The sequence below is a fragment of the Aeromonas sp. 602200 genome (assembly GCF_049173895.1).
GTDB lineage: Bacteria > Pseudomonadota > Gammaproteobacteria > Enterobacterales > Aeromonadaceae > Aeromonas > Aeromonas veronii_A.
Genome location: NZ_JAAKSL010000001.1, coordinates 360962 through 380713 on the forward strand (window position 1 = coordinate 360962; position 19752 = coordinate 380713).

15 protein-coding genes and 1 tRNA gene are annotated in these 19752 nt (G+C 59.3%); 15 read left to right on the plus strand and 1 reads right to left on the minus strand.

What is annotated here, in order from left to right; genetic code table 11:
• Window positions 1-18: 18 nt before the first annotated feature.
• A complete protein-coding gene (locus G5221_RS01605) occupies window positions 19-618 on the minus strand; it encodes a 4Fe-4S binding protein (protein ID WP_421262669.1) in 600 nt (199 codons plus the stop codon).
• Between the two features lie 682 nt (window positions 619-1300).
• Here G5221_RS01605 and G5221_RS01610 point away from each other — a divergent pair.
• The 15 genes from G5221_RS01610 (at window position 1301) to hypF (ending at window position 19747) form a co-directional block, all read left to right on the plus strand.
• On the plus strand, window positions 1301-2164 hold the full coding sequence (locus G5221_RS01610) for a bacteriophage abortive infection AbiH family protein (RefSeq protein ID WP_421262670.1): 864 nt from the start codon (window positions 1301-1303) through the stop codon (window positions 2162-2164).
• 121 nt (window positions 2165-2285) lie between these two features.
• Window positions 2286-2708, plus strand: a complete 423-nt coding sequence (locus G5221_RS01615) for a GNAT family N-acetyltransferase (protein ID WP_421191238.1) — start codon at window positions 2286-2288, stop codon at window positions 2706-2708.
• Window positions 2709-3208: 500 nt separating this feature from the next.
• On the plus strand, window positions 3209-5077 hold the full coding sequence (kup, locus tag G5221_RS01620) for a low affinity potassium transporter Kup (protein WP_421262671.1): 1869 nt from the start codon (window positions 3209-3211) through the stop codon (window positions 5075-5077).
• 679 nt (window positions 5078-5756) lie between these two features.
• Window positions 5757-6422: a 4Fe-4S dicluster domain-containing protein gene (locus G5221_RS01625; protein WP_182927841.1), complete on the plus strand. Its 666-nt coding sequence runs from the start codon at window positions 5757-5759 to the stop codon at window positions 6420-6422.
• Window positions 6422-8293 carry a hydrogenase 4 subunit B gene (gene hyfB / locus G5221_RS01630; protein ID WP_421262672.1) on the plus strand — a complete coding sequence of 624 codons (1872 nt, stop codon included), beginning with the start codon at window positions 6422-6424 and terminating at the stop codon, window positions 8291-8293. The genes G5221_RS01625 and hyfB overlap by 1 nt, the downstream gene beginning before the upstream one ends.
• A 1-nt stretch (window position 8294) precedes the next feature.
• Window positions 8295-9248: a respiratory chain complex I subunit 1 family protein gene (locus G5221_RS01635; protein ID WP_279461517.1), complete on the plus strand. Its 954-nt coding sequence runs from the start codon at window positions 8295-8297 to the stop codon at window positions 9246-9248.
• 80 nt (window positions 9249-9328) lie between these two features.
• Window positions 9329-11047: an NADH-quinone oxidoreductase subunit C gene (locus G5221_RS01640; RefSeq protein ID WP_017784116.1), complete on the plus strand. Its 1719-nt coding sequence runs from the start codon at window positions 9329-9331 to the stop codon at window positions 11045-11047.
• Between the two features lie 9 nt (window positions 11048-11056).
• Window positions 11057-11614, plus strand: coding sequence for a formate hydrogenlyase complex iron-sulfur subunit (locus tag G5221_RS01645; RefSeq protein ID WP_043168357.1), 558 nt, complete (start codon window positions 11057-11059; stop codon window positions 11612-11614).
• Window positions 11614-12429, plus strand: coding sequence for an NADH-quinone oxidoreductase subunit B family protein (locus G5221_RS01650; protein WP_005333324.1), 816 nt, complete (start codon window positions 11614-11616; stop codon window positions 12427-12429). The genes G5221_RS01645 and G5221_RS01650 overlap by 1 nt, the downstream gene beginning before the upstream one ends.
• Window positions 12422-12835: a formate hydrogenlyase maturation HycH family protein gene (locus G5221_RS01655; protein ID WP_139733117.1), complete on the plus strand. Its 414-nt coding sequence runs from the start codon at window positions 12422-12424 to the stop codon at window positions 12833-12835. Before G5221_RS01650 ends, G5221_RS01655 begins: the two co-directional genes overlap by 8 nt.
• Window positions 12835-13326 (plus strand): hydrogenase maturation peptidase HycI, encoded by a 492-nt coding sequence (hycI, locus tag G5221_RS01660; RefSeq protein ID WP_421262673.1) that lies wholly within the window; start codon window positions 12835-12837, stop codon window positions 13324-13326. The genes G5221_RS01655 and hycI overlap by 1 nt, the downstream gene beginning before the upstream one ends.
• A gap of 213 nt (window positions 13327-13539) precedes the next feature.
• Window positions 13540-13631 (plus strand) — tRNA-Sec (locus tag G5221_RS01665).
• 314 nt (window positions 13632-13945) lie between these two features.
• A complete protein-coding gene (gene selA, locus G5221_RS01670) occupies window positions 13946-15424 on the plus strand; it encodes an L-seryl-tRNA(Sec) selenium transferase (RefSeq protein ID WP_421262674.1) in 1479 nt (492 codons plus the stop codon).
• A 4-nt stretch (window positions 15425-15428) separates the two neighbouring features.
• A complete protein-coding gene (gene selB / locus G5221_RS01675; RefSeq protein WP_421262675.1) occupies window positions 15429-17312 on the plus strand; it encodes a selenocysteine-specific translation elongation factor in 1884 nt (627 codons plus the stop codon).
• Window positions 17309-19747 (plus strand): carbamoyltransferase HypF, encoded by a 2439-nt coding sequence (gene hypF / locus G5221_RS01680; RefSeq protein ID WP_421262676.1) that lies wholly within the window; start codon window positions 17309-17311, stop codon window positions 19745-19747. The genes selB and hypF overlap by 4 nt, the downstream gene beginning before the upstream one ends.
• Window positions 19748-19752 lie beyond the last annotated feature (5 nt).

Consider the following 19752-nt stretch of genomic DNA (forward strand, 5'->3'; position numbering starts at 1 on the left):
ACGGCTCGGCAAGCCCGCTCACACCCGCGCCGGCATCGCCAGCAGTGCCTCGGCACTGGCCAGCTGTTTCTGCCGGTTCAGGTTTTCAAGATGCTCCGGCGTGACCAGCCGCAGCGCCTGGGTCGGACACACCTCGACACAGGCCGGGCCCGCCTCGCGGTGACGGCAGAGATCGCACTTGAGCGCCTGCGCCTTGGTCTGCGGACGCTTGAAGAGCGAATCGGCAGCGGGTGCCACCTCTTTGAGCACCACCGCCATGGCGCCGTAAGGACAGGCCACCACGCAGGACTTGCAGCCGATGCAGCGCTCCTGCAACACCTTGACGCAACCATCCTCGCTGACGATGGCATTGTTCGGGCAGGCCATGGCGCACGGCTTGTCTTCACACTGGCGGCAGAGCACCGGCGTGGTCACCTTGCTGCCCACGATCACCTTCAGGCGCGGCTGAAAGTAGCTGTCCTTGGAGACCAGATGTCCATCCTCGATGGCAAGATGCAGGCCGCCCTCCCGCTCAAGGGTCCCGCTGCAAGACCCTGACTGGTGTGAAACGGCGCAGGCCACCTCACAGGTACGACACCCAATACAGAAACTGGGATCTGCAATCACGAAGCTGTTCATAGAGAGGGATCCTAAATGGTTCGTTACACCGGGCCGCCCGCCGACAGGCAAAGAGGCGGCCAGCCCCCCACAAAGCATTTATCAGACCAAAACGGGAGAATGGCGCGATAAAAAATCACAACCAACTGAAAATAAAGAAGTAATTAGAAAGAATAACGTGCTAATTGCCACCCCTTACGAGGGTGACGATGGGGTGGGAAGTGTGATCGACACGACAAAAGTGACGAGCTCGACACCGGCTGACCAACCCCTGCCCCAGTCGTGTGACGGAGACGTTCAAAGGCGTTTGCAGCCAGGAACGGGCGTCCCAAACCGGGCAAGCGGAGGAACGACATCCGGGGAGAAAAGCCATACCAAGGGCCAAAAATGGGCTGTGCAGCACGCCAAAACCGCTTGGGGCGATGGCAAGTTGTTTGGTTTTACTATCGAGCTGGCAGGTCATCATCAAGTCAAACCGAACAAAAACAGGCCACTTATTGACTGATTTATTGAGCCAGAGCCGGTTTTAGGCCCCTGCCTCTTCAGTTTTCTATCCCTCCGGTTAATATGTGCCAGTTGGCAACCAGATCCACAAAGATCGTTTTCGTACAGATTAATTTATTAAAAATGAGCAGTCCTAGGGAATTATTAATAATCAAAAATATATTTCTTAAAAGCCAAGTTAAACTGGAATACTTTCAATATGAAGACACTGTATATAATTGGTAATGGATTTGACTTATGGCATGATCTACCTACAAGGTATAACGATTTTTATGGGTTTGCAAAAGACTTCCTCGATGAAATAGAAGAATACTACTCATTTGATTTACGTGAGCACCAGCCTTGGCATGATTTTGAAAATGCGCTTGGTAAATTTGACGCAGATAACTTCTTTTCGATTCATAATGAGGTCAATGTTAATTCAGAAGATTTTAGACCAAGAGATATTTATGGTTTAGAGGATGAACTTACTGAACAAACCAAAAATCACGTTTCTACTATCGAAGAAACATTTATTGACTGGGTTGATAGTATTGATGTGACTAATGCTGTTCAAAAAATGACTTTCAATACTAATTCAGCATTTATTACCTTTAATTACACATCAACACTTCAATCCATCTACAATATTGAAGATGAACGTGTTTTCCATATTCATGGAAGTGTAAATCGACACAGTGAACTGATTTTTGGCCATGGAGAGAATATTACAGAACCATCAGAGTTTGATGAGGATGGAGAATATAGTGGTCATATATTTTCAGAAGCAGAAAGTATTGCCAGATCTCCTCTATACGCCCTACGAAAACCTGTTGAAGCTGTGCTAGATAAAAATGAGGGGTATTTTTCAAGCCTCAATGATATTAATGAGGTGGTGATTATCGGCCATTCATTAAACAATATTGATTTGCCATACTTTCATCGTATCAAGAATCAGGTTGGAGATGTAATGTGGAAAGTTTATTGCTACCAAGCGTCAGATAAAGAAAAATATATACAAAGCCTCCTTAAGTGTGGTGTTAGCCGGGATAAAATTGAAATCATCACATATGATGAACTCTGATATTCCAGTTCCGTAGGGTGCAATAAGCGCAGCGCATTGCACCTCTTGCTTCTTTCAATATTTGGTGCAATTCACTTCGTTCATTGCACCCTACGATTACATTTTAATGGAGTAAGATTTGATGAATATAAAAATCCATAATGAACATAAAGATGACATCTTCAATGTACTTGTTGATAACCTTAGACAATTTAACTTTGATAAAATGGGTGAGGAACGCTCCCAACCTTTAATTGTTGCCATTCATGATGATAATGACGAAGTTGTCGGTGGCATTGCCGGACGTACTATTTATCATCAACTGTTGATCGAAGTACTTTGGGTACACGATGACAAACGAGGTCAGGGGCTTGGCATTCAATTAATGGAGATTGCTGAACGTGAGGCAAAAAAACGGGGATGTATTGCTGCTCAAGTCGACACCCTCTCATTTCAGGCACCCAAATTTTATGAAAAAATGGGATTTAAAATAGTCGGTAAAGTGAGCGGCGTTAAAAATAGTCCTGACCGCTACTTTTTATTGAAGCACTATCATGGAGAGTAATAATTACCGTAGGGTGCAATAAGCGCAGCGCATTGCACCTCTTGCCTCTTTTAATACTACATTTCCCCCTCCCAAATAAAGACTCTATTGCTACCCACCGCCATCCCCTTTGCCACCCTGAGCGCAATTAATTAGTCACTATTTTATCGTCTGTTTTTCACTCGCCTCGGTAAAAAATAGTGGCCAAACCACTTCCCCAGATAAAACAAACGGTTGCCCGCAGAGCGGGTGAATATTTCAATCAACGGCCAATTAATAACCTTACTCAAAAGGGCGTTTTGATTATTTATACCTGAGCATGAACCCGCAGAGTGTGTGTCATTATAAGCTTAACGACAGATGAACAGACTGTGTCCCATGAAACGCATCTTTATATCCGATTAGCTCCCTTCCCATCGCAATCCTTTGATTTCCCCCGATGTTGTATCCACACATACCTGATGTGTTCGGGGCGATCTGCTGTGGCAAACGTGTAAACATCAAACTGACAAGATGAACTCATGAACTGTGATAAACAACAAGCCACTCCCGGCGTTATGCTGGCGGCGATTGGCGTAGTCTATGGCGATATCGGCACCAGCCCGCTCTATACCTTGCGCGAGTGCCTGTCAGGTCAATTCGGGTTCGGCGTCGAGCCGGGCTCCATTCTCGGCTTTCTCTCGCTGATCTTCTGGCTGCTGATCCTGGTGGTGTCGGTCAAGTACCTCTCCTTTGTGATGCGGGCCGACAACGCTGGCGAGGGTGGCATTCTCACCCTGATGTCGCTGGCGACCCGCAACGCCTCCACCCGCTGGACGCCGCTGCTGATCATCCTCGGCCTGATTGGCGGCAGCTTCTTCTATGGTGAGGTGGTGATCACCCCGGCGATGTCGGTGATGTCGGCCATCGAGGGTCTGAGCATTCTCACCCCCGCCCTCGACCCCTATATCGTCACCCTCTCGGTGCTGGTGCTGACCCTGCTGTTTGCCATCCAGAAACATGGCACCGCCATGGTGGGCAAGCTGTTTGCCCCCATCATGCTGATCTGGTTTATGACGCTGGCGGTGCTGGGGCTGCGCGGCATCATCCACAACCCCGAGGTGCTGGGTGCGCTTAACCCCATCTGGGCGGTGCGCTTCTTTATCCAGTACCAGACCACCTCCTTCTTTGCCCTCGGCGCCGTGGTGCTGGCGATCACAGGGGTGGAGGCGCTCTACGCGGATATGGGCCACTTTGGCAAGAATCCAATTCGCCTCGCCTGGTTTATCGTGGTGCTGCCCTCGCTGGTGCTTAACTACTTCGGTCAGGGTGCGCTGCTGCTAAGCAATCCGGCTGCCATTGCCAACCCCTTCTTCCTGCTCGCGCCGAAATGGGCGCTGGTGCCGCTGCTGCTGCTGGCAACCATGGCGACGGTGATCGCCTCGCAGGCGGTGATCTCCGGGGTCTTTTCGCTGACCCGGCAGGCGGTGCGGCTCGGTTATCTCTCCCCCATTCGCATCGTTCATACCTCCGAGCAGGAGTCCGGCCAGATCTATATTCCGGTCATCAACTGGATGCTCTATATCTCGGTGGTGATCGTCATCATGAGCTTCGAGCACTCCAGCAATCTGGCGGCGGCCTACGGCATCGCGGTGACCGGCACCATGGTGCTCACCTCCATCCTCTCCTGCTCGGTGGCCAAGAACAGCTGGCACTGGAACAAGTATCTGGTGGCCATCCTGTTTGCCGCACTGCTCTGTATCGACGTGCCGCTCTTTGCCGCCAACCTCGCCAAGATCTTCTCCGGCGGCTGGCTGCCGCTCACCCTGGGCGCGGTGATGTTCACCGTGATGACCAGCTGGAAGAGCGAGCGTTTCCAGCTTATTCGTCGCCTGAACGAGCACGGCAACTCCCTTGAGCCGATGATCGCCTCGCTGGAAAAATCCCCGCCGACCCGGGTGGCCGGCACTGCTGTCTATATGTCGCGGGTGGTCAATGTGATCCCCCATGCGCTGCTGCACAACCTCAAGCACAACAAGGTGCTGCACGAGCGGATCATCCTGCTCACCCTGCGGGTGGAAGATGTGCCCTACGTCCACAATGTGCGCCGGGTCTGTATCGAGCAGCTCTCCCCCACCTTCTGGCGGGTGGTGGCAAGCTATGGCTGGCGCGAGACCCCGAACGTGGAGGAGATCTTCCACCGCTGCAACGCCGAGGGGCTCAGCTGCCGGATGATGGAGACCTCGTTCTTTATGGCCCACGAGTCGCTCATCATGAAAGACCGCCCCTGGTATCTCTATCTGCGCGGCAAGCTCTTTATGCTGCTGCAGCGCAACGCCCTGCGGGCCCCGGATCAGTTCGAGATCCCGCCCAACCGGGTCATCGAACTTGGATCCCAGGTGGATATCTGATGGCGGGTTGATGGCCTCTTCATGGCATAAAAAACGTCAGCAAATAGGGAGGGAGGCATTGGCCTCCCTCTTCTTTTCCGTTAACCCCGATTACCGGCCCCTCATCCCCAGCCCTTCTCCCGCGAGGGGAGATGGGGGCAAACCACCACGACCATATGCTGCAAACGGTGCAATTCACTGCGTTCATTGCACCCTACTCCCGGTATGCTGCCGATATATTTGCGTTCTCGTGCGTCCGATTACGCTTCGCTAATCGAACCTACGGTTTCAACACAGACGGGCTCTATGCGAACAGACAGACCGCCGTAGGGTGCAACAAGCGCAGCGCCGTGCACCACGAACATATGGCTGACTTTCCCCCTCATCCCCAGCCCTTCTCCCGCAAGGGGAGAAGGGGGCAAACCACCACAACCATATGTTGCCAACGGTGCCATTCACTTCGTTCTTTGCCCCCTACTCATGCTGCGTTTTCCAAGGTGACGAACCCTCCCGATGGCTTCGTCACAAGTGACGAACGTCACAGTTCGACAGCCACACCAGCCCTTTCACCCAACCACATAAAGATTTTTATTTATTTAAAAACAGCAACTTAAGACTAATTTAGCTGCAAAAACCAATCTGGCCCATATCTTGCCAACCTGCCCCTACTTTCTCCGTTCGCGACACGACAAGGTAGGCTATGAACCGCTTCGTTATCGCTGACCCCAAGCTTTGTATCGGCTGTGGCACCTGTATGGCGGCCTGCAGCGAGGTACACAAGGCGCAAGGTTTGCAGCAAGCCCCCCGTTTAACCGTTATGCGACACGAGCAGGCGACCATGCCGGTTCAGTGCCGTCACTGTGACGATGCCCCCTGCATCAAGGTGTGCCCGGTCGAGGCCATTCGCCAAACCGGCGATTGCGTGCAACTCAACGAGTCGCTCTGCATCGGCTGCAATCTCTGCGCCGTGGCCTGCCCCTTTGGTGCCATCCAGAGCGGCGGCAGCCGTCCGGTGGCCGTGGCCACCAGTTACGACACCTATATCCCCTGCTCCATCCGCTCCAGCAACCCCTCCACCTCCGCCGGCCTGCGCTGCTTTGGCGAGGATCTGCTGAGCTGGGAGCCGGGAGTGCGCAGCATCGCCGTCAAGTGTGACCTGTGCGAGTTTCGCGCCGATGGCCCGGCCTGTGTCGGAGCCTGCCCCTCCCAGGCGCTGAAGCTGGTTAATGACGGCGACACCGAACGCGCCGCCCGTATCCGTCGCCAGCAAGCGGCCGACACCAATCCGCAAGGGGCCTCCGCATTCCCGGCGCCTGCCACGGCGATCCCTGCCTCCGATTTATCTACCACAGAGGGAGTTCGCTGATGTTGTCCCCCCTTGTAATGGCCACGCTCCTGCTCTTTTTGCTGGGCGCTGCCGCCGGTTTGCTCCTGCAAAAGCTGCCCGCACTGGCCAACCGCCTCAACAGCGGCTTTGCCCTGCTGGGCTCGCTCGCGGGTCTGGTCGCCGCCATCCAGATCTTTGCCCAAGGCGCCCCCGTCGACGACCAACTCTGGCTGCTGGGCTCGGTGCACCTCGACATGCTGGCCGCGCTGATGCTCCTGGTGATTAGCACCGTCGGCGTCGCCGTCGCCCTCTACTCATTTGCCTATATCCGCGAATATCAGGGCAAGGGGGATGTGGCCATCGGCGCGCTGATGAACCTCTTCCTCTTTGCCATGGTGGGCATGGTGCTGGCCGACAACGCGCTCGGTTTCTTGCTCTGCTACGAGCTGGTGACCCTCACCACCTACTGGCTGGTCAAGACCAATCCGGATGCTGCCAAACAGAGCCGTCTCTACTTGGTGATGAACCATATCGGCATGGTGCTGGTGCTGATCGCCTTCTGGCTGCTCTGCCGTGAAAGCGGTTCGCTGGAGTTCGCCGCGCTGCGCGAGCACCATCTGGCGGGCGGTTTGGCCTCGCTGGTGTTTCTGCTCAGCTTCTGCGGCTTTGGCCTGCGCGCCGGTTTCGTGCCGCTGCACGGCTGGTTGCCGGTGGCCGAGCCCGTTGCGCCGTCCCATATCTCGGCGCTGATGTCCGGCGTGATGGTGAAGCTGGGTCTGTTTGGCATCTTGCGGGTCAGCATCGATTTTCTCGGCGCCAGCCAGCTCTGGTGGGGCTATGTGGTACTGATCTTCGGCGCCTGCTCGGCAGTGCTCGGGGTGCTGTTTGCGCTGGCCGAGCATGACCTCAAGCGGCTGCTCGCCTACCACACGGTGGAGAACATCGGCATCATCCTGATGGGGATGGGGATCGGCATGATCGGCATCGCCAACCAACAGCCGGCGCTGGTGGTGCTGGGGCTGCTCGGCGCGCTTTATCACCTGCTCAACCACGCCATCTTCAAGAGCCTGCTCTTTATGGGCACCGGCTCGGTGATGTTCCGCCTGCACACCCGCGATATGGACAAGATGGGGGGCCTCGCCAAGCTGATGCCCTGGACCGCGCTGGCGTTCCTCATCGGTGCCATGGCCATCTCGGCGCTGCCGCCGCTCAACGGATTTGTCAGCGAGTGGTTTATCTATCAATCCCTGCTCTCCATGACCAAACTCGGCACCTCTGTCGTCGCGCCGCTCGCGGTAGTGATGCTGGCGGTAACCGGCGCCATGGCGGTGATGTGCTTCGTCAAGGTGTACGGCATCTGCTTCTGCGGCGCACCGCGCAGCGAACACGCGAGCCACGCCCGCGAAGTGCCGGGCGCCATGGTGGCTGGCACCCTGCTGCTGGGCGCCGTCTGTCTGGTGCTGGGTCTGGGCGCCCCCTGGATTGCCCCCCATATTGCCAGCTATGGCCAAGCCTTGGTTGCCAGCCAAATGAGTGTCGCCACCGGCGCCACCCTGCTGCCACTCGACAGCAGCCAGGCGATCCTCTCCCCACCCGTTATCGCCATCACCTTGCTGGGTCTGTTCCTCATCCCGTTGCTGGTACTGGCCATCTTCAAGGGCCCCAAGCTGGGTCGTCGTCACGCTGGCACCCCGTGGGCCTGTGGTTACGCCTATGAGGAGCGCATGAGCCTCACCTCTGGCGGTGTCACCCACACCTTGCGCCAACTCTGCGCGCCACTCTATCGCAAGCAGCCGCAGCTCGATCTGGCCAGCGCCCTGCACGGGGTGAGCGATACCAGCGGGACGACCGGCTGGCTGCTGCATGGTGTTGTGCTGGCGCTCTTTATCCTGATGGCTGTAGGAGTCTGATATGCCTGTTCTTGAAATGCCGAGCTGGGGCATGGTTGCCCTCGCCCTGACCCAGGCCATCGCCATGCTGGCGCTGGCGCCGCTCGCCACCGGTTTCAACCGGGTGCTGCGGGCCAAGATGCACTCCCGTCAGGGGCCGGGCCTGCTGCAGGATTACCGGGATATCGCCAAGCTCCTGCGCCGTCAGGAGGTAACTCCCGAGCCTGCCGGCATCATCTTCAACCTGATGCCTGCGCTGCTCATCGCCGCCCTCTTGCTGGTGGGGATGGCGCTGCCGACCCTGACTCACGAGTCTCCCTTCCCCATCGCCGGGGATCTCATCACCGATATCTATCTGTTCGCCATCTTCCGCTTCTTCTTTTCGCTGGCGGGGCTCGACAGCGGCAGCATGTTTGCAGGGATCGGCGCCCGCCGCGAGCTGACCCTCGGCATTCTGGTGGAGCCCATTCTGGTGCTCGCCTGCTTCATCATGGCGATGATGGTGGGCAGCTCGGATCTGGGCAATATCAGCAGCTATGTGGCGACCCAGCCGCTGGCCGCGCCGGTTGCCACCCTGCTGGCCGGCGCCGCCTGCGCCTTCGCGGTGTTTGTCGAGATGGGCAAGCTGCCCTTTGACTGCGCCGAAGCCGAGCAGGAGTTGCAGGAGGGGCCGCTCACCGAGTATTCCGGTGCGGGCCTGGCCCTGCTCAAGCTCTCCATCGGCCTCAAGCAACTGGTGGTGGTGCAGCTCTTTCTGGTCATTTTCCTCCCCTTCGGCAAGGCGGCCAACTGGAGTCTGCCTGCGCTCATCGGCGCGGCGCTGATCCTCGCCTGCAAGCTGCTGGTGGCATTTTTGCTAGCCGGCATCATCGAAAACGCCATGGCCCGTACCCAGTTCGTGCGCACCCACAAGCTCACCCGCTACGGGTTGGGGCTGGCCCTGCTGGCGCTGCTCGCCTATCTGGTCGGGGTCTGAACCATGCCCGCCAGCACAGCACCTTTTTTCGATTTCATCATTTGTGAATGCTCATTCCCGAACATTAAAGTGAGAACTGCATGACCATCGCCATTTCGGATCGCATCGGCTGCGACTACATCCAGCAGGTGCGAGCACAACTGCCCCACGCCATCGTCGACGAGGAGTGGCAAACCGCCGATCAGGCCACCATTACCGTCAAGCCCACCAGTCTGGTCGAAACCGCCAGCCTGATCTTCCATCAGCTGGGGGGCTGGCTTCCGCTCTCCTTTGCCAATGACGAGCGCAGCCTCAACGGCCACTTCGCCGTCTACCACGTCTTCTCCATGGAGGGCGACACCAAGTGCTGGATCACCGTCAAGGTGCTGGTAGATGCCGATACCCAGGAGTACCCCTCCATCACCCCGACCATTCCGGCGGCGGTGTGGGGCGAGCGGGAAATCCGCGACATGTACGGCCTGCGCGCCATCGGTCTGCCAGACGAACGTCGTCTGGTACTGCCGGATGACTGGCCGGAGGATATCCATCCCCTGCGCAAGGACGCCATGGATTATCGCCAGCGCCCGATGCCCACCACCGACACCGAGACCTACCCCTTCGTCAATGAGCTGGGCAGTGATGCCAACCGCATCGTGCCGGTCGGCCCGCTGCACATCACCTCCGACGAACCGGGGCACTTTCGTCTGTTCGTCGATGGGGAAGACATCATCGATGCCGACTACCGCCTCTTCTATGTCCATCGCGGCATGGAGAAGCTGGCGGAAACCCGCATGGGCTACAACGAAGTGGCGTTTCTGACCGACCGGGTCTGCGGCATCTGCGGCTTTACCCACAGCGTCGCCTACACCACCTCGGTGGAGAACGCCATGGGTATTCCGGTGCCGGAGCGGGCCAAGATGATCCGCGCCGTGCTGCTGGAGGTGGAGCGCCTGCACAGCCATATCCTCAACATCGGCCTGTCGAGCCACTTCACCGGTTTTGACACCGGCTTTATGCAGTTCTTCCGGGTGCGGGAGAAATCCATGACCCTGGCCGAGCTGCTGACCGGCGCGCGCAAGACCTATGGCCTCAACCTGATTGGCGGGGTGCGCCGCGACATCTTCAAGGAAGATCGCATCAAGGGTGCCCAGCTGGTGCGCGAGCTCCGTGATGAGCTCAAACCCCTGGTGGCCATGCTGCTGGATACCGCCAATATCTCCTCCCGCCTCATCGGTATCGGCAAGCTCGATCCGCAGATTGCCCGCGATTTCAGCTGCGTCGGCCCCATGGTGCGGGCGAGCGGCTTCAAGCGCGACGTGCGCCGAGTTCACGACTTTGCCGGTTACCGCGAGCTGCCGATGGAGATCCAGACCAAGGCGGGTTGCGATGTGCAATCCCGGGTGCTGGTGCGCATCCACGAGCTCTACGACTCCCTCGACATGATTGAGTTTGGTCTTGAGCACCTGCCGGAAGGGCCACTGCTCACCGAAGGCTTCACCTACCAGCCGGGCAAGTTTGCGCTGGGCTTTACCGAGGCGCCCCGCGGCGAGAACGTCCACTGGAGCATGACCGGGGACAACCAGAAGCTGTTCCGCTGGCGCTGCCGCGCCGCCACCTACGCCAACTGGCCTGCTCTGCGCTACATGCTGCGCGGCAATACCGTGGCGGATGCACCGCTCATCATCGGCAGTCTGGATCCCTGCTACTCCTGTACCGACCGGGTCACCCTGGTCGACCCCAAGAAGGGCAAATCCACCGTGGTCTCCTACAAGGAGATCGAGCGCTACGGCATCGATCGCAAAAACTCTCCGCTGAAATAAGGGGTCATCATGATCAAGCTGTTCAAGACCATCCTCAAGGCTGGCACCCCGACCGCCAAGTACCCCTTCGCCCCTATTGATGTGAACCGGGATTTTCGCGGCAAACCGAAATATCAGGCGGATCAGTGCATCGCCTGCGCCGCCTGCACCAAGGCTTGCCCGGCCAATGCGCTGGTGATGGAAGTGGATATGGAGACCGGCGAACGGCGCTGGGAGATCTCCATGGCGCGCTGCATCTTCTGCGGCCGCTGCGAGGAGGTCTGCCCGACCCGCGCCATCGCCCTCTCCCCCGAGTTCGAACTGGCGGTGACCAACAAGGCGGATCTTTATGAGGAGGCGCGCTTCGCGCTGGCCCCCTGCACCCTGTGCGGCACCTACTTTGCCCCGAGCAAGCTGGTGGCGCTGGTGGAGGACACCCTCAAGCAGGCGGGCACGCCGCTCGCGACCCCGGAAAGGCTGCACCACTGCCCCGACTGCAAACGAAAACAGAGCATGCTGAGCCAGCCTGACTCGGCCCTGATCGCACCGGTAGCCACACCGATGGCCGCACAACAGGAGTGGATGTGATGAGCAAGATCAAAGGCATAGAACCGGTTGTCGGCCATGCCCATACCCGCGCCGTGCCGCTGGCACAGGATCCCGAGATCACCAAACTCAAGAAGACCCTGCTCAAAGACATTCGCCGCTCGGCCTATGTCTACCGGGTCGATTGCGGCGGCTGCAACGCCTGCGAGATCGAGATCTTCGCCACCATCACCCCGCTGTTCGATGCCGAGCGTTTCGGCATCAAGGTGGTCGCCTCCCCCCGCCACGCCGACATCCTGCTCTTTACCGGCGCTGTGACCCGGGCGATGCGGGTACCGGCCCTGCGCGCCTACGAGGCAGCGCCCGATCCCAAGATCTGCATCGCCTACGGCGCCTGCGGCTGTGACGGTGGCATCTTCCACGACCTCTACTGCGTCTGGGGCGGCACCGACAAGATCGTGCCGGTGGATGTCTATATCCCCGGCTGCCCTCCGACACCGGCGGCTACCATCTACGGCTTTGCGGTGGCGCTCGGTCTGCTTGAGCAGAAACTCAAAGCCACCAGTCACGAGGTGCAACCGGGTGAGCGGGTCGAGCTGCGCCACACCGGCATCCCCAACGAAATTCGGGTGATGATCGAGCGCGAAGCGCGCCGCATGGCCGGTTATCGTCAGGGGCGGATCATCGCCGACGAGTTCATGGCCCTGCTCGAAGGGGCGACCCAGCAGGATGTGGATCTGCGCATCCAGAGCTACCTCGATCAGCACGACGATCCGCGCCTCTCGGAGATCGTCAACAACCTCGCAAATGCCTGCCTCAACCGGGCGGCCGGCAAGGGAGAGGCAGTGCATGGCTGACGAGGTTTTCTTCTATCGACTCTCGCGCAAGTTCGTCGACGAGCAGTTCGACGTGCCGGAAGAGGCCAAAGAGGTGATGTACTACAGCCTCGCCATCGGCCACCACCTCGGCATCGTCGATTGCCTGCGAGCAGACCTGGTCTGCTCGCTGATCGGTTATCGCGACTGGGTGGCCAAGCTGCCAGAGGGGAGCGAAGCGCGCCGCAAGATGGAGGGATTTCTCACCTTTGGCGAGATCACCATCTATCGCGAGCACTGCCATATGCTGGCCTGCGCCTTCGACCGACTGCGCAAAGCCGACAATCTGCTCGATGAGCAGGAGCTGGGCTGGACCAACACCTTTATGGATCAGCTCACCGCCCTCTATAACGACCCCCATATGTACCTGATGGTAAGGAGCCGCTGATGGGCTGCAATCTCGTGTTGACCGTGGGCAATGCCATGATGGGGGACGACGGTGCCGGCCCCTATCTTGCCGACAAACTGCAAGCCGCCCCCCTGTCCGGCTGGATCCATATTGACGGCGGCATCGCGCCGGAAAATGTGGTCTACAAGGTGCGGGAGCTGCAACCGGAGCGGGTGGTGCTGGTGGATGCCGCCGAGATCGGCGAGAAGGCGGGAACCCTGCAGGTGATCCCCCCCGAGACCATCGCCGAGATGTTTATCTTCTCGACCCACAATATGCCGCTCAATTTCCTGATCGACGAGCTAAAGGCCTTTGTCCCAGAGGTGATCTTTGTCGGGGTACAACCGGCCATCGTGGCGTTTTCCTTCCCGATGACCGAGATGGTGAACGAGGCGATGGATTATCTTTATCAGCATCTTGATGCAGCCAAAGATACCGACTTGTTAATAGAGAAACTGGAGCAGTGGAATATTGACAATTCCAAGCGGTGATTATTTAGCGAGTTGTTAACGACCGTTATTGACCGACGGTTCCGGCAATGTGATCGAGGCCCGATGTTAAATTAAAAACATCGGGCTAATTGTGCTGAACTTGATATAAAACAAGGTTCTTTGAATTTTTCAAAAAATCGCTAACTCTCGCTTTTTTATGACAAAAAAAGCGTTGCCAGTCACAGAAATTTGCCACAAAATGGCGACCGTTATGGAAGTTGATGGGGTCTGGTGGCCTCCTCGGTCTTCAAAACCGATGTGAGCCGAGAAGGCTTTGGCAGGTTCGATTCCTGCCTCTTCCGCCAAATTCATCTATTGAACAAATACTCTCTCGCTGAATTTTTCGGTCTGGATGTTATTTCCATTGTTTGTTCAATATGTTTGAAGTAATACCTTAAAAAAGGTGCTTTCCGCTTGCCAATATAATCCGAACTCAGGTTATCTCGCTGGCCAAAAATTAATTTATCAGCATCGATGCAGCATTAATTTATACCCGCTCATTGATGCATCCAGTTTGCACTCATCCGCAAATCGCCAGTAGTGCCATAACCCGTCAGCTCGGCCTCTCTATCGGCAAACCGGTGCGCATCCCGAACCCACGCACTGCACTGGTAATCCCATGCCGAACTCGTCTCACGCGCCAGCCATCCCCCATCGCCAGCCCGCATCAGGTACGGCTGCCGGCGATTCACAGCCAGATTCTCAGCAACAGCCCGGCCAGCAACCAACGCGCCGTCTGCCGCAAGTGGAACAGCTGCTGCAGCAACCCTTTCTCGCCAGTTTTATCGAAGCGCTGAGCCGCCCGCTGGTGACCCAGGCGGTGCGCGACACCCTGAGCGAACTGCGCCAGAGCGAAGATTTTCGCCAGCATGGCGTCGCCCCCGAGCAGATCGAGGCGCTGATTGCCAAACGCTGCCGACAGCAGTTGCGCCAGCGTCAAACCCGGGTGATCAACGCCACCGGCACCCTGGTGCATACCAATTTGGGGCGTTCGCCGTTAAGTGCCGATCTGTGGGACGAGGTGCGTGACCTCAACACCGGCTACAACAATCTGGAGCTGGATCTCGCCACCGGCAAGCGCGGCGGGCGCAAGGGGCTGATCGCCCCCCTGCTCCGTAGCCTCACCCAGGCCGAGGATTCGCTGGTGGTCAACAACAACGCAGCCTCGCTCTTTTTGCTGCTGCAGGAGGTGGCCAAGGGGCGCGAGGTGATCGTCTCGCGTGGCGAGCAGATCCAGATTGGCGGCGGCTTTCGCATTCCCGATATTCTGGCGCTCTCCGGCGCCAAACTGGTGGAAGTGGGCACCACCAATATCACCACCGCCAAAGATTACCTCGATGCCATCACCGATCAGACCGCGCTGGTGCTGATGGTGCACAGATCCAATTTCGCCATTCGCGGCTTTACCGAATCCCCCGATATCGGCGAGGTGGCCCGCGCCCTGCCCGAGCACGTGGTGCTGGCGGTGGATCAGGGCTCCGGCTTGACCACCGAAGAGTTTGCGCCGGACGAAACCTCGGTGCGCCAGTACATCAAGGCGGGGGCGGATCTGGTCTGCTACTCCGGTGACAAACTCTTGGGGGGCCCGCAATCGGGCATCATCAGCGGCCGTAGCGACCTTATCAAGCGGCTGGAAAAACACCCCATGATGCGCACCTTCCGCCCGAGCCGCATCGTCTACTCCCTGCTGGAACGCCTGCTCATCCACAAGCTCAACAAGTCCCCCATCGGCGAGGGCATCGCCCAGCGCACCTTGAGCAACCCGGCCGCCATGCAGAAGAGAGCCTCCCGGCTGATGGCCGCCCTGCCCGGCTGCTTTGTGCCGGTCCCCGCCCAATTGGTGGTGGGTGGTGGCACCCTGCCGGACGAGTTCTACCCGGCCCCTGCGCTGGAGTGCACCGACCCGCGTCCGGCCCAGCAGTTGCTCGACGCCCTGCGCGAACTACCGGTGCCGGTCATCGCCACCGTGCGCCAGCAGAAGGTGCTGCTCAATATGGCCACCCTGCTGCCGACCGAGATGGAACTGCTGATCGCCCAACTCAAGGAATTGCTGCTGCCCGCCCCGTTCAATACAACAAATACGACCGAGGAGCCCTGATCCCATGACCCCCTATCGCGCCGTTATCGGTCTTGCCGGCCACGTTGATCATGGCAAGACCTTGCTTATCAAGGCCCTCACCGGCATCACTACGGCCCGCGCCCATGAGCAGGCCATCGGCATGACCCAGGATCTCGGCTTTGCCCACTTCGACGACGGTCAGGGCAACACCATAGGCGTCATCGACGTCCCCGGCCACGAGCGCTATATCCGCAATATGGTGGCGGGGCTCTGGAGTCTGGATCTGGTGCTGCTGGTGATTGCCGCCGACGAGGGGTGGATGCCAATGACCGGCGATCACCTGCGCCTGCTCAAGGCGATGGGGGTGCCGCGCCTCTTGGTCTGCATCAACAAGTGCGATCTGGTCTCCCCCGACGAGCTGGAGCTCCTTGAAGAGAGTCTGCTGGAGCGGGTGATGGACGAGAGCGGCATGGTGCCCGATATCGTCAGCGTCAGCGCCAAAACCGGCGCCAATATGGCTGCCCTGCACACCGCCATCGTGCGCCAGCTAGCCGATCTGCCAGCCTCACAAGCTGCCCGCGAGCAGGGCGCCCCGCGCCTCTATGTAGACAGGGTCTTTACCGCCAACGGTACCGGCACTGTGCTGACCGGCACCTTGCAGCAGGGCAGCCTCAAGGTGGGAGACAAGCTGCGCCTCTACCCCGCCGATCGGGAGGTGCAGGTGCGCTCCCTGCAGGCCTATCACCAGAGCGTCGACGAGATCGGCGCCGTCTGCCGGGTGGCGGTGGGCCTTAAAAAAGTGCCTCACAAGGAGGTGGCACGCGGTCACTGCCTCACCAGCGCCACTGGCCAGTGCGAGGCGGCAACCCACCTTATCGTGCGACTCAACGCCGAGAGCCTGAGCGGCAAGGCGCTACGCACGCAGGAGATCGAGGTGGCCCTTGGCAGTTGGCATGGCCGGGCCCGTTTTGTCCCCATCAAGGATACCCGGCTGGCGCGACTGATCTTTACCAGCCCCATCCCCTGCTTCTTTGGCCAGCCGCTCGCCATCATTCGCCACGGCAGCAGCGAACTGCTGCACGGCGCCCGCATCGTCTGGTGCGGCGACATCCATCCCGCCAGACGCAAGGCGCTGCACACCCTGCTGGGCGAGCTGCCTGATGACTTGGAGCACTACAACCCGGCCACCCTGCAACTGGGGCTCAATGGCTATGTGCTGGCCAGCCGCTTTGACCAGCAGCCAGAGCAGATCACCCCCCTCGGTGAGTGGCTGCTGGATAACTGCTGGCTGGCCCAAAGCCGCGACCAGCTGCTCGCTACCCTGGCCAGCGAACCGCTTAGCGCCGCCGAGCTGGCAACCCGCTTTGGCATCGCCCTGCCGGTCACTCAGGCCCTGCTCCAGCAGCTCAAAAGCGAGCAGCTTGTTCGCCTGCACCATGACAAGTGGCAGCCGGGCAGCGGCGAGTCGGAAGATGATTTGGGGGAAGAGGCGCAGCTGGTGCTCAAGGTGGTGCGAGATCAAGGCAAGGAGGGGTACGAGCCCGGTAAACTGGGCCCCGGCGGCGTGGAGCTGGACCCCTTTATCACCCGCAAGCTGCCCGCGGCCCTGCAGCAGGGCCTGCTACAAAAAGGCGCGTTGCAAAAGCAGCTGCGCAATCTGGCGCGACTCAAGTATCTGGTGCAGCTCGATGGCCCCATCTACTACGACGCCGAGCTTTACAACCAGATGGTCGCCGCCGTGCTGGCGGGCCAGCAGGTGGGAGATCTGATCGACATGGCATCCCTCAAGGAGATCACCGGCTTGTCGCGCAAATACGCCATTCCGTTCTGCCTGCGCATGGAGATGGATGGCTGGGTGCGGCGCGAGGAGAACGAGCGCCGGGTGCTGCGTCTGCCGCAGACTCAAGATGAGATGGAGCCGGCATGAGCGCCACCATCGCCCCCTCTGTCTCTGCCAATCCTGTGGCCAACCGGCTGCGCCGCGAATTTCATATCGACGGCATAGTTCAGGGGGTCGGCTTTCGCCCCTTCGTCTATGGGCTAGCGCTGCGCCACGGCCTTGCCGGTTATGTGTTGAACGATGCCAACGGCGTCACTATCGGCGCCGAAGGATCGCCTGAGCAGCTCGCCAGCTTTGCCCGCCAACTGCGAGAACTGGCGCCGCCACTGAGCCGAATCGATCATTTCAGCGAGCGGGAACTGCCCCTCGCTCATGATCCCGACTTCGATGGCCAATTTCATGGCCAGTTTCGAATTAAAGCGAGCCAGCAGCAGAGCGCGGCCACGGTCGCCATTTCGCCGGATCAGGGGATGTGCGAGGCATGCGCCACGGACGTGGCCAATCCAAGCGATCGCCACCACCACTACCCCTTTACCAACTGCACCCACTGCGGCCCGCGCTACACCATCATCCGCAGCCTCCCCTACGACAGACCCCATACCGCGATGGCAGGCTTTGCCATGTGCCCGCGCTGCGCTGCGGCCTATGAAAACCCGCTGGACAGACGCTACCACGCCCAGCCGGTGAGCTGCCCCGAGTGCGGGCCCCATCTCAGCTGGCGCAGCGGCCACGGCGATGCGCTGGCCGAGCGCGAGGATGCCCTGCAAGCAGCTGCCCGCGCCCTGCAAGCGGGAGCACTGATCGCAGTCAAGGGGATGGGGGGGTATCACCTGATATGTGATGCCCGCAATGAACAGAGTGTGGCTAGATTGCGAACACTCAAGCGGCGCGCGCGCAAGCCGCTGGCGGTGATGATGGGCTCCCTTGCCGAGGCCAAATTGCATGTCACCGGCAGCGAAGACGAGTGGCAACTGCTCACCTCTCAGGCCAGACCCATCACCTTGCTGCGCAAGCGCAAAAACGATGATCGGTTCTCAGAATCCCTACTTACAACCGCACCGCTGGCCGAGGGGATCGCCCCCGGCATCCCCTACCTTGGGGTCATGCTCCCCTACACCCCGCTCCATCAGCTGCTGCTGGACGCCTGCGCCATGCCGCTGGTGGCCACCAGCGCCAATGGTCGCGGCAGCCCAATCCTTATCGAGTGCGAGGCGGTGGCCAGGGAACTCGGCCGCGAGATTGACGGCATCCTGGATCACAACCGCCCCATCCTGCACCCCTGCGACGACAGTCTGGTGCAGTGGGCAGGCGGGCGACGCCAGACGTTGCGGCTGGCCCGGGGCTATGCCCCCTGCACCCCCAGCCTGCAAGAGGCGGTCAGGGTGCCGCTCTTGGCTGTCGGGGCGCAACAGAAGAACCAGCTGGCACTGGCCTTCGGCCGCCAGCGCATCTACAGCCCCTATATCGGCGATCTGCACAGCCTGCCGATGCAGGAGCACTTCGAGCAAACCCTGGCCACCTTTCGCGATCTCTACGATCTCAAACCCCAGCTGTTGGTCTCGGATCGCCACCCGGGCTACCTCAGCCACCAGTGGGCCAAATGCTATTGCCATGATCAGGGTGCCACCCATCTCGAGGTGCAGCACCATCACGCCCACCTGCTGGGGGTGATGGCCGAGCACAACATCACGGGCTCGGTGCTGGGTGTTGCCTTCGATGGCACCGGCCTTGGGGATGACGGCACCCTCTGGGGCGGCGAGCTGCTGGTCGCAGACGTTCAGGGATTTGAGCGGGTTGCCCACCTTGCCCCCTTCAAGCTTATTGGCGGCGAAGCGGCCATCCGCGAGCCGGTACGTCAGCTGCTGGGGCTGCTGTTTGAATCGCACAGCCCTGAGCAGATCAGTGCCCTCGATATTCCGTTGATCAAGCAACTGCCCCTTAAGCGGATCAGTAACCTGCACCAGCTCTGGCATCTCGGTCGCAACGCCCCCTACACCAGTTCCATCGGTCGGCTGTTCGATGCGGTGGCGGCGCTCTTGGGGGTGATCGATACCCCGGATTACGAGGGCGAAGCGGGACTCTTGCTGGAGGCGGCTGCCTTGCAGCTGACCCCCGATGAACAGCCCTTCCCCCTCGCCTTTGATCTCAGCCAATCAGCAGAGGGGCCACTGCATATCGAGTGGGCCGAGCTCATCAATACCCTTGTCAGCGAGCGGCGCCAAGGCACCGCCACTGCCAGCCTGGCTGCCGGTTTTATCCGCGCCATCAGCAATCTGGTCATCGCCCTTGCCGAGCGCTTACCCGGCTATCCGGTGGCACTGGGGGGGGGCGTCTTTCAAAACCGGGTGCTGATGGACCAGCTGGTGCCCGCTCTCGAAGCCGCCGGCCGGCAGGTATTGACCAGCGAAACCCTGCCGCTCAATGACGGTGGCATCGCCGCCGGTCAGCTCTGGTTTGCCATCCACCATATTGCCACGCACCACCCTGCCACAGCCGGTTGTGCCACCTTGTCGGAGTCCTGAAATCC

Bases quoted from the DNA above. Each gene is read 5' to 3' on its own strand.
- selA (WP_421262674.1), top strand. From the start codon at position 13,946: ATGCCGAACTCGTCTCACGCGCCAGCCATCCCCCATCGCCAGCCCGCA.
- G5221_RS01640 (WP_017784116.1), top strand. From the start codon at position 9,329: ATGACCATCGCCATTTCGGATCGCATCGGCTGCGACTACATCCAGCAG.
- G5221_RS01625 (WP_182927841.1), top strand. From the start codon at position 5,757: ATGAACCGCTTCGTTATCGCTGACCCCAAGCTTTGTATCGGCTGTGGC.
- hyfB (WP_421262672.1), top strand. From the start codon at position 6,422: ATGTTGTCCCCCCTTGTAATGGCCACGCTCCTGCTCTTTTTGCTGGGC.
- selB (WP_421262675.1), top strand. From the start codon at position 15,429: ATGACCCCCTATCGCGCCGTTATCGGTCTTGCCGGCCACGTTGATCAT.
- hypF (WP_421262676.1), top strand. From the start codon at position 17,309: ATGAGCGCCACCATCGCCCCCTCTGTCTCTGCCAATCCTGTGGCCAAC.
- G5221_RS01610 (WP_421262670.1), top strand. From the start codon at position 1,301: ATGAAGACACTGTATATAATTGGTAATGGATTTGACTTATGGCATGAT.
- G5221_RS01615 (WP_421191238.1), top strand. From the start codon at position 2,286: ATGAATATAAAAATCCATAATGAACATAAAGATGACATCTTCAATGTA.
- G5221_RS01645 (WP_043168357.1), top strand. From the start codon at position 11,057: ATGATCAAGCTGTTCAAGACCATCCTCAAGGCTGGCACCCCGACCGCC.
- hycI (WP_421262673.1), top strand. From the start codon at position 12,835: ATGGGCTGCAATCTCGTGTTGACCGTGGGCAATGCCATGATGGGGGAC.
- kup (WP_421262671.1), top strand. From the start codon at position 3,209: ATGAACTGTGATAAACAACAAGCCACTCCCGGCGTTATGCTGGCGGCG.
- G5221_RS01655 (WP_139733117.1), top strand. From the start codon at position 12,422: ATGGCTGACGAGGTTTTCTTCTATCGACTCTCGCGCAAGTTCGTCGAC.
- G5221_RS01635 (WP_279461517.1), top strand. From the start codon at position 8,295: ATGCCTGTTCTTGAAATGCCGAGCTGGGGCATGGTTGCCCTCGCCCTG.
- G5221_RS01650 (WP_005333324.1), top strand. From the start codon at position 11,614: ATGAGCAAGATCAAAGGCATAGAACCGGTTGTCGGCCATGCCCATACC.
- G5221_RS01605 (WP_421262669.1), bottom strand. From the start codon at position 618: ATGAACAGCTTCGTGATTGCAGATCCCAGTTTCTGTATTGGGTGTCGT.